Origin of the sequence: Actinoalloteichus spitiensis RMV-1378 (assembly GCF_000239155.1) — a bacterium.
GTDB lineage: Bacteria > Actinomycetota > Actinomycetes > Mycobacteriales > Pseudonocardiaceae > Actinoalloteichus_B > Actinoalloteichus_B spitiensis.
Genome location: NZ_AGVX02000160.1, coordinates 1 through 9,696 on the forward strand (window position 1 = coordinate 1; position 9,696 = coordinate 9,696).

9 protein-coding genes are annotated in these 9,696 nt (G+C 73.3%); 4 read left to right on the forward strand and 5 right to left on the reverse strand.

Annotated features, from left to right (window positions below; genetic code table 11):
• The 4 genes from ACTIDRAF_RS0208445 to ACTIDRAF_RS0208460 all read right to left on the reverse strand — a co-directional run.
• The coding region (locus tag ACTIDRAF_RS0208445; RefSeq protein WP_016698298.1) for a cysteine dioxygenase at nt 1–441 on the reverse strand (441 nt) is incomplete at its 3' end.
• Nucleotides 442–1,148: 707 nt separating this feature from the next.
• Nucleotides 1,149–2,297 (reverse strand): cystathionine gamma-lyase, encoded by a 1,149-nt coding sequence (locus ACTIDRAF_RS0208450; protein WP_016698299.1) that lies wholly within the window; start codon nt 2,295–2,297, stop codon nt 1,149–1,151.
• Nucleotides 2,288–3,307, reverse strand: a complete 1,020-nt coding sequence (locus tag ACTIDRAF_RS0208455; RefSeq protein WP_016698300.1) for an NAD(P)H-dependent glycerol-3-phosphate dehydrogenase — start codon at nt 3,305–3,307, stop codon at nt 2,288–2,290. The genes ACTIDRAF_RS0208450 and ACTIDRAF_RS0208455 overlap by 10 nt, the downstream gene beginning before the upstream one ends.
• A complete protein-coding gene (locus tag ACTIDRAF_RS0208460) occupies nt 3,304–4,155 on the reverse strand; it encodes a lysophospholipid acyltransferase family protein (RefSeq protein ID WP_016698301.1) in 852 nt (283 codons plus the stop codon). The genes ACTIDRAF_RS0208455 and ACTIDRAF_RS0208460 overlap by 4 nt, the downstream gene beginning before the upstream one ends.
• Before the next feature lie 124 nt (nt 4,156–4,279).
• Between ACTIDRAF_RS0208460 and cofC the strand changes: the two genes are divergently transcribed.
• The 4 genes from cofC to ACTIDRAF_RS0208480 all read left to right on the forward strand — a co-directional run bounded on the left by cofC (nt 4,280) and on the right by ACTIDRAF_RS0208480 (nt 8,720).
• Nucleotides 4,280–4,960 carry a 2-phospho-L-lactate guanylyltransferase gene (cofC, locus tag ACTIDRAF_RS0208465; protein WP_016698302.1) on the forward strand — a complete coding sequence of 227 codons (681 nt, stop codon included), beginning with the start codon at nt 4,280–4,282 and terminating at the stop codon, nt 4,958–4,960.
• Nucleotides 4,961–5,004: 44 nt separating this feature from the next.
• Entirely contained in the window at nt 5,005–5,358 is a 354-nt protein-coding gene (locus ACTIDRAF_RS0208470; protein ID WP_157162922.1) for a hypothetical protein, read from the forward strand.
• A 213-nt stretch (nt 5,359–5,571) separates the two neighbouring features.
• Nucleotides 5,572–7,716: an RNA degradosome polyphosphate kinase gene (locus ACTIDRAF_RS0208475; RefSeq protein WP_016698304.1), complete on the forward strand. Its 2,145-nt coding sequence runs from the start codon at nt 5,572–5,574 to the stop codon at nt 7,714–7,716.
• 80 nt (nt 7,717–7,796) lie between these two features.
• Nucleotides 7,797–8,720, forward strand: coding sequence for an NUDIX hydrolase (locus tag ACTIDRAF_RS0208480; RefSeq protein WP_016698305.1), 924 nt, complete (start codon nt 7,797–7,799; stop codon nt 8,718–8,720).
• 35 nt (nt 8,721–8,755) lie between these two features.
• Here the strand turns inward: ACTIDRAF_RS0208480 and ACTIDRAF_RS35270 are convergent, their stop codons facing one another.
• Nucleotides 8,756–9,460 carry an HU family DNA-binding protein gene (locus ACTIDRAF_RS35270; RefSeq protein WP_016698306.1) on the reverse strand — a complete coding sequence of 235 codons (705 nt, stop codon included), beginning with the start codon at nt 9,458–9,460 and terminating at the stop codon, nt 8,756–8,758.
• Nucleotides 9,461–9,696: the final 236 nt, after the last annotated feature.

A 9,696-nucleotide genomic window follows, 5' to 3' on the forward strand; every position in this document is an offset into this window, starting at 1 on the left:
CACGTCTACCGGCTGCCGGGCCCGCCGGTAGACGTGCACCGACACCGCGGGATCCGGCCCCTCGTTGACGACCTGGTGCACGTAGTGCGGGCCGAAGACGCGGGACTGGCCGGCGACCAACGGGGAGATCACCTCCAGGTGGTCGTCACCCGGCTGTTCCCGGACCACCCGTTCGGTGAGTACACCGTTCACGACGGTGAAGGCGCCGACCGCTCCGCCGTGGTCGTGCAGTTCGGTGCGCTGCCCGGGGAGCCAGGACAGCAGCCAGATCTCCTGGTCCTCGGTACGTTCCAGCAGGTCGGACCAGCGGCGCTCCGGGTCGTAGCGCAGGCGGTGGGCCCAGTGCGCGCGGTTGGCGACGGTCTCGAGGGCGACGCGGACGGGGTGCGCGGCCGACCGCTGTGCGGGCGGGGCGATGGTGTTGGCAGGCACGGCGAACAACAGAAGTCCTCTGCTTGGTAGGGAAGTCTCATCCCCGGTGGCCCCGGGGGCGGGCGAAGCGGTCCGGCCCTGCGCCGGCGGACGAACGTCAGCCCTGAGGACACAGCGCGCTGGCGGCACGGCCGAGGTCAAGGGGACCTCTCCGCTCACGACCACCGCGCTGGTGCATGTTCCTCCTCGGATGCGGCCCGAAGCCCCGTCGACCGCACGGGGGCGGGGTCCTGGTGACGCCGTCCGTGACCGGGCGGGCTCCTGGGCCGTGACTAAGAAAACCAAGACCGGGGTGAGGCGTCAACCTGGCACACGCCAACCTGGTCAAGAATCCTCCACATTGGTGACTAAACCTCGAACGGGCGAGAAACATGTCACCGCCCGTGTCGGAGGGCAAGGCCCGTCGCCCGTCATCCCCGGCACCCCGGGGCACACCCGCCGGCAGCCGACGGACCAGCACGTCCTCGCCGGTCGGAACGCCGCGCGGCCGTCTCCGCAGCGCTCGTCGCCTCCGCTCCGCCACCAGCGCCGGCTACCCGCCGGGGACCAGGGCCAAACCACCCGGAGGCGGGAAGGGTCACCTTGCCGGCAGCGCGCGCGTCGAAGCGCGCCTCCCGCCAGGTGGGACGAGGGTGGCTCCGGGCACCACCCGCCGCGCTGGAAGCGGCACCCGCGGGGCAGGCCGCGCCTCGTCCCGGTGCTCCGGAACGACCGGGTCAGTCCCGACCCAGCCCGTCGAGCGCGGCCACCACGTCCCGGACGAGATCGTCCGGATCCTCACACCCGGCGGAGAACCGGACGAACCCGGGCGCGACGGCGTCGCCCCACTGCGCTCGCCGGTCCACTGTCGAGTGCACCCCGCCGAAGCTGGTCGCCTCGGCGAGCAGCGAGCTGCGCCGGACCAGCCTGGAGACGCAGGAGGCGTCGGGCAGTTCGAAGCAGAACACGCCGCCGAACCGGCGCATCTGCGCCCTGGCCACCGCGTGGGACGGATCACCGGGAAGCCCCGGCCACCGCAGGTTCGTGACGAGCGGATGTCCCTCGAGGGCCGCGCACAGCGCCGCCGCGTTCTCGGCCTGCCGGGCCAGCCGGAGGTCGAGGGTGCTCAGGCTGCGGTGGGCGAGCCAGGCCTCGAAGGGCCCGGGCAGGGAACCGTCCCGCTTCCGCCCGAGCCGGAGCCGTTCGGCCAACTCCGGATCAGCCGTCGAGACGTGCCCCAGGAGCAGGTCGCTGTGCCCCGTCAACGCCTTCGTGTCGCTGGCGACGACCACGTCCGCCCCCAACTCGAGCGGACGCTGACCGAGCGGCGTCGCGGTCGTGTTGTCCACGGCGACCAGCGCACCGGCCCGCCGTGCCCGCGCCGCCAGCGCCGCGATGTCGCAGACGTCGAGCCCCGGGTTCGCCGGCGTCTCCAACAGCACCAGGCTCGTGCCGGCCAGGACCTCGTCCGACCAGGGTCCGAGGGCCGGTACCTCCCGGACCGTGACACCGGTCCTGGCCAGCTCGGCGGCGGCGAAGTCCCTCGTGCCGTAGTACCCGTCGGCCGGCAGCACCACCGTGTCCCCTGGGCGGAGGACCGCGCGCAGCAGGGCGCTGATGGCGGCCATGCCCGAGGGGAACAGCACGCACTGACCGCCGTCGAGCGAGCCGATGGACTCTTCGAGGGCCGTCCAGCTGGGATTGCCCGACCGGCCGTACTCCACGGCACCGGGGACCGGCGGCGTGCCCTCGGCACCGGCCAGGTGGTACGGGGCCGCGAAGACCGGCCCGGGACGCAGGGGCGCGCCCGTCCTCGGCGGTTCGTGCCCGGCGTGCACGCACCGCGTCCCGTCGCCCCACTCCGGTGAACCCGCCGTCACGACCACTCCGCCTTCCTCGCCCTGCCCAGCAGGGCGGATGCCATCGCCCGGGGCGCGAGCCCCTCGTGGCAGACCTGGTGCACCGCGTCGGTGATGGGCATCTCGACGCCGTGGCGCATCGCGAGTTCCCGGATCGACGAGCACGACTTCACGCCCTCGGCGACCTGTCCGTTCCCGGCGGCGGTGGCCTCGGCCAGCGTGGCGCCGGCGCCCAGCCGCCCGCCGAAGGTGCGGTTCCGCGACAGCGGGGAGGAACAGGTCGCGACGAGATCGCCCATCCCGGCCAGCCCGGCGAAGGTCTGGGGGTCGGCGCCGAGCGCGGCGCCGAGCCGGGCGATCTCGGCGAGGCCACGGGTGATCAGCGTCGCCGCCGTGTTCTCCCCGAAGCCGAGGCCGCCGGCGATCCCGCAGGCGAGGGCGATCACGTTCTTGCACGCACCGCCGAGCTCGCACCCGATCACGTCGGTGTTGGTGTAGGGCCGGAAGTAGCCGGTGGAGCTGGCCCGCTGGAGCGCGAGCGCCAACTCCGGGTCCTCGGCCGCGACCACGCTCGCGGTGGGTTGTTCGTCGGCGATCTCCTTCGCCAGGTTCGGCCCGGTGACGACGGCCACCCGGTCACCCCCCACCCCGGCGACCTCGCGGATGACCTCGCTCATGCGCTTCAAGCTGCCCAGTTCGACGCCCTTGGCCAGGCTGACCAGCGGAGCCGTCGACGGCAGCAGGGGTCGCCACGACTCCAGGTTGGCCCGCAACGTCTGGCTCGGCACGGCGAGCACCACCGCCTCGGCACCCCGCAGTGCGGCCTCCGGGTCCGAGGTGGCCGTCAGGTTCGGCGGCAGCGGGACTCCCGGCAGGTAGTCCGGGTTGGAGCGGCTGGCGGTGACGGCCTCCGCGACCTCGGCGCGGCGCGCGCACAGCACCACCTCCCGCCCGGCGTCCGCCAACACCTTGGCGAAGGCGGTGCCCCAGGAGCCGGCGCCGAGCACGGCGACGCGGTGCGGAGCGGGGGCGTTCACGCCTGCTCCACCGGGGAGTCCCCGTCCCTGCCCGTTCCGCGCTCGGTGCCGGGCGCCGCGCCGGCGTCGCCCCCCGGACCGGTAGCGCCCTCGGAGCCGCCCCCCGCGACCGTGGCGGAGCCGGTGTCCCGCCGGCCGCCGGGACGGTGGAAGGCCACCGGGGGTGTCTCGTCGCGCACGGACCCCAACAGGTCGCGCACCCCGCCCATCACGGCGTCGGTCACCTCCCGGAGCAGTGCCGCGTCCCGGGGCCGACCTCGGTAGGCCCCGAGGTCGACGGGTTCCCCGAACTCGACGACGACCCGGCGGCGGCGCCGGGAGGGGCGGAACTTCTTGGTCTGGTAGTCGTGCACCTCGTGCGTGCCCCAGTTCACGGCCGGGATCACCGGGACGTCGGTGTCGAGCGCGAGCCGGGCGACGCCGGTCTTGGCGTACATGGGCCAGCGGTCGGGGTCACGCCCGACCGTCCCCTCCGGGTAGATGACGACCACCTTCCCGTCGGCGAGGCCCTCCACCGCCGCCCGCAGGCTCCGCTGGGCGTCGCCGGAACCCCGGTACACCGGGATCTGGCCGGCGCCGCGCAGGAGGGAACCGACCACCGGCACCTTCCACAGGCTGTGCTTGGCCATGAAGCGCGGGACCCGGCCGGCGGAGTGCACGGCGACGGCGTCGTACACCGGGTCGATCTCGGAGATGTGGTTGAACACCACCAGGGCGCCGCCCTCGCGGGGGAGACGATCACCACCGCGGAATTCGCTGCGGGAGAACAACCGGGTCGCCGGGTAGAACACGGCTGCGGCGAGACCGACCCAGAAACCTCCCTTTTCCCTGGTCACCTTGGTGGTCACCCAGCCCTCCCTCGTCCTCGGCCGGCGGTGGGTCGCGCATCGGCCTGCCGCGAGTGTGCCCACCGTCCGTCCGACAGGTTAGGCGGGGGTCTCGCCAGAACACCACGACGTCGGTCAGGATGGTGTGGTGGATGGCGGTGTGGACCTGTTGATCCCGGTCAAGATGCTGCATGCGGCCAAGACGCGGCTGCTCGGCGCGCTCGACGGCGGGGCCCGCGACCCGCGCCTGCACTCCTCCCTGGTCATCGCGCTGGCGTTGGACACGGCGACGGCGGCCAGGGATGCGGTGGGCGTGCGGCGGGTGCACGTGTTGACCGCGGACTCGACCACGGCGGCGGCGGTGCGGGCGGACGGGTTCTCCGTCGTGACCGACCACCACGACGCCGGGCTGAACGCGGCTCTCAGGCACGGGTCGGAGTGGCTGCGCAACCACGTCGGAGCGGACCGTGTCGGGGCGTTGCAGGCGGACCTGCCGGCCCTGACGGCGTCCGAACTGGGTGCGGCCATCGCGGCGGCCGGGCAGGACCGGGGGTTCTGCCCTGACCGGCAGGGCACGGGCACGACCTTCCTGCTGGCCGCGCGCGGCGAGGCCCTGGACCCCCGGTTCGGGGTCGGCTCGGCGCGCCGGCACCGGGAGGCCGGGGCGGTGGAGCTGCGCGGGAGTTGGCCGACGTTGCGCTGCGACGTGGACACCGCCGTCGACCTGGGTGAGGCCGCGAGCCTCGGACTGGGGCCCAGGACGGCGGAGCTGTTCGAGCGGGCGGAGCGGGTGGGCTCGCGCCGCCCGGCGCGGCGCGGAGCCTGACCGGCCGTGCCCCGGCCGGCGCACCGGCTGGTTACGGTGGTGCGGTGGCCACCTCCCCCACCCCGCCGAACCCGTCACCGGGGGGCGGTAGCACGTCGCCCCGGCACCCGGAGGGCACCCGGGCGCCCGGACCGCCACCGAGGCGGGCCGAACAGGCCACGGTGTGCGACATCCGCGATGACGGCTCACTGACGGTGCTGCGGGACGACGGCCTGCTGGTGGACGTGCCTGCGGCCGCGGTGACCGCGGGCGGCTGGATAGCGCCCCGGAGTGGCCAGCGGGTCACGCTGTGGCGCGAGGCCGAGGGCGCCGTCGCCCTCGTTCTCCCACCCGCCGTGCCGTTGTCCCCGGATGTTCACCCCAATGCGCGCATCTCCTGGCCTGCCGGGGGCGGCTGAGGAGGACAATGGGGACTCGTGGAAGCGGAGCGTGGGACGAGCAGGCGGGACCGGACGGACGAGCGGACGGATGTCGGCGCGGGCGCCGCACGGCGCCCGGCGCGCCCCGGCACGCCGAGCTCGCTGGTCGCGGGGGCCGGTCGGCCGGCGGCGGCTGACCACCCTGCCGTCCCGGACGGGGAGCGCCCCCGTCCCGCTGGGGAAGCGCAGAGCGTGTCCGCCACCCCCCATGGCGGTGGCCACTCCGGCCGCGCGTTCCCGCCGGCTCCGCCCGCGGCCACTCCGACCGAACCCGCCTCGACCGGGTTGCCGGAGGACCGCTACCTGAACCGGGAGCTGTCCTGGCTCGACTTCAACGCCCGGGTGCTGGCGCTGGCCGAGGACGACTCCCAGCCGCTGCTGGAACGTGCGAAGTTCCTGGCGATCTTCGCCGAGAACCTCGACGAGTTCTACATGGTGCGGGTCGCCGGCCTGAAACGGCGCGACGAGACGGGGCTCTCCGTCCGCAGCTCCGACGGGCTCTCCCCCCGCGAACAGCTCGCCAGGATCTCCGCGCGGACGCAGGAACTGGCCGAGCAGCACGCGAACGCCTTCCTCGACGACATCCGACCCGCGCTGGAGACCCACGGGTTGCGCATCGTCCGGTGGAGCGACCTCAGCACTGCTGAGCAGCACCTGATGTCGATCTACTTCGGCGAGCAGGTCTTCCCGGTGCTGACGCCCCTCGCGGTCGACCCGGCCCACCCGTTCCCCTACATCTCCGGGCTCTCGCTGAACCTCGCCGTCATCGTGCGCGACTCCTCCAGCGGCACTCCCCGCTTCGCCCGGGTGAAGGTGCCGAACAACGTGCCCCGGCTGATCCAGGTCCAGCCGAGCGGGGAGACCACCGCGATCACCTTCCTCCCGTTGGAGGAACTGATCGCGGCCCACCTCGACCGGTTGTTCGCGGGCATGGAGGTGATGGAGCACCACGTGTTCCGGGTCACCCGCAACGCCGACCTGGAGGTGGAGGAGGACCGCGACGAGGACCTCCTCCAAGCGCTGGAGCGGGAGCTCGCCCGCCGGCGGTTCGGGCCGCCGGTGCGGCTGGAGGTCTCCGACGCCATGAGCCCGCACACCCTGGAACTGCTGTTGCGGGAACTGGACGTCGATCCGAACGACGTCGTCCGCGTCCCGGGGCCGCTCGACCTGTCCTGCCTGTCGTTGCTCCACCGGGTCGACCTCCCCCAGCTCAAGGACCGCCCCTTCGTCCCGGCGACCCACCCCGCTTTCGGCGAGGGGGAGACGCCCAAGGACGTGTTCGCGATGCTGCGCCGGCGGGACGTCCTGGTGCACCACCCCTACGAGTCGTTCTCGACGAGCGTGCAGCGTTTCGTCGAGCAGGCCGCGGCCGACCCCAAGGTGCTGGCGATCAAGCAGACGCTGTACCGCACCTCGGGGGACTCGCCGATCGTCGACGCCCTGATCGACGCGGCCGAGGCCGGGAAACAGGTCGTCGCACTCGTCGAGATCAAGGCGCGCTTCGACGAACAGGCCAACATCCGGTGGGCGCGCGCGTTGGAGCGGGCCGGGGTGCACGTCGTGTACGGGCTCGTCGGGTTGAAGACCCACTGCAAGGTGGCGTTGGTGGTGCGGCAGGAGGGCACCACGATCCGCCGGTACTGCCACATCGGCACCGGGAACTACAACCCGAAGACCGCGAGGACCTACGAGGACATCGGGCTGCTCACCTCGGAGCCCGACCTCGGCGCCGACCTCACCGACCTGTTCAACTCCCTCACCGGTTACGCGAGCCAGACGGCCTACCGCAGCATCCTGGTGGCGCCGCACGGCGTCCGTCGCGGCATCATCGAACGGATCGACGGGGAGATCGAGCGGGCCAGGGCCGGTGAGCTCAGCGGCGTCCGCATCAAGGTGAACGCCCTGGTCGACGAGCAGGTCATCGACGCCCTGTACCGCGCGTCCCAGGCGGGTGTGCCGGTGGAGGTCGTGGTGCGCGGCATCTGCGCGCTCCGGCCGGGCATCCCCGGGCTGTCCGACCGCATCCACGTCCGGTCCATCCTGGGTCGGTTCCTGGAGCACTCCCGCATCTACCACTTCGTGGGTGCGGGTGAGCGGTGGATCGGCAGCGCGGACATGATGCACCGCAACCTGGACCGGCGGATCGAGATCCAGGTGCGCGTCACCGACCCGGACCTGGTCGACCAACTCGACTCGGTCATGAACTCGGCGCTGCACCCGTCGGTCCGCTGCTGGGTGCTGGGGCCGGACGGCGAGTGGGACCCCTCACCCACCGAGGGGGAACAGGTCCGCGACCACCAGTACGAACTGCTGCGGCGGTACCAGGCCACCGGGTGAGTCCCGCGTTCCCCAGGTAGGTTCTCGTCGGCGCGGAGGGGCGCGCCGGCCGGATTGGCGCACACGGGCTGGTAGGAGCAGTGGCGAGCAGCAGGGACACGCGAACGGTGCGGGCGGCCGGGGCGGTGGTGTGGCGGTGGCGGTCGAGCGGCCACGGGGTGGAGGTCGCGCTGGTGCACCGCCCTCGCCACGGCGACTGGTCCCTGCCGAAGGGGAAGCGGGATCCTCGGGAAACCCGGCAGGCCACCGCCGTCCGGGAGGTCGCCGAGGAGACGGGACTGGCGGTCACCCTGGGCAGGTCGCTCGGCTCGGTGCGCTACCGCGTCCTCGCGGCGGACGGGGCGCGGCGCAAGGTCGTCGAGTACTTCAGCGCCCAGGCCCGCGGCGGGGAGTTCACGCCGGGGGACGAGGTCGACGACCTGCGGTGGCTTCCCGTTGCCGAGGCGAGGACCGCCCTGACCAGGGAGGCCGACCGGCAGGTGCTCGACCGCTTCGCCGCCACGCCCCCCGACCTGCGGACGGTGCTGTTGGTCCGGCACGCGAGGGCCGGTCGTCGGGAGACGTGGGAGGGAGCCGACGAACTCCGGCCGCTCAGTGGACGCGGCCGGAAGCAGGCCGAGGCGCTGGCGGACCTGTTGCCGGTGTTCGGGCCGGCACGCGTGCACTCGGCACCGATGACGCGGTGCCTCGACACGGTGTCGCCGGTGGCGAGGGCGCTGGGCACGTCGGTGGTCGCGGAACCGGCGCTGACCGAGGAGGCGTTCTCCCGGGCGCCGGAAGCGGCCGAGAACCGGCTGCTGGCGTTGGTAGGACTGCCGGAGACCTCGGTGGTGTGCAGCCAGGGCGGGGCGATTCCCAGCCTGCTGGCCCGGCTGGCCGAGGGTGGAGGGGTGGCGCTCCCGGCCCCGCGCAGCCGCAAGGCGAGCACCTGGGTGTTGTCGTTCCTGCCCTCGCGGCCGGTGCTGGTGGCCGCCGACTACATCTCCAACCCGAGCGGGTGGTGACGGGGCCGACCGGCCGCGAGGGCGGGGAGGAACGTTCAGCCGCCGCTGCGCGTGCTGGTGCGCCGGCTGGAGCCGCCCGTCCGCGACTTGGTGCCCCCGGAGGAGGACCTGCCGCCCGACGAACTCCGGCTCGACGTCGACGTGCTCCGGGTGGTGCCGGAGGATCCCGAACGCCCGCTGGTGCTCTTCGTGGAGGACGAGCGGGGCTGGGGCACGCTGGACCGGCTGGTGGTGCCGCCCGTCTTGCGTCCCGTGGTCGACGTGGTGGACCGGCTCGAATCGCTGGACCGGCTCGTCGTCTGCCGGGTGGTGGTGGACTTGGCGGCCGTGGAGCGGCCGGTGCTCGTCCGCCCGGGTCCGGTCCTGCCGGTTCCCGTGGACTTCGTGGGCGTGGTTCCGCTCCGGCCCCGACTCGTACCGGCCGTGGTGGTGGTCGCCCTGGCGGCGGGCAGCCGGGGCAGTTTCCGCTGCCCGCCCACGACCTCCCGGAAGTTGGTGCCGGGTCGGAAGGCGGGAACGTTGGTGCGCTTCACGCGCACCGCCTCGCCGGTCCTGGGGTTGCGGGCGGTGCGTGCCGCCCTCGCTCGCTTCTCGAAGACCCCGAAACCGGAGATGTTGACCTTCTCGCCCTTCTGGACGCGGCGGACGATGAGGTCGAGGACTCCGTCGACCGCCGCGGTGGCGGTCTTGCGGTCGCCGATACGCTCGGCGAGTGCGTCGATGAGTTCGGCCTTGTTCATCTTCAGTCCCTCCCGAGACAAACACAGCGCGCTCGGCGATGCGCCGATTCTGTGCCTGTCAGGACAGGCACCTGCGCCACGGTAAGCCGGGGTCACGGGAGTCGCCATTCTGCGACAGGGGAAAACCGCCGTCATCGGGGAGGGAGTTGGCCGTCATCGCGGGGGGTTCCGCCCTCGAACGGCCGTGTCCGGTGCACCTGGTGGGCGCCGGTTCCCGTTGCGGCACAACGGGAACC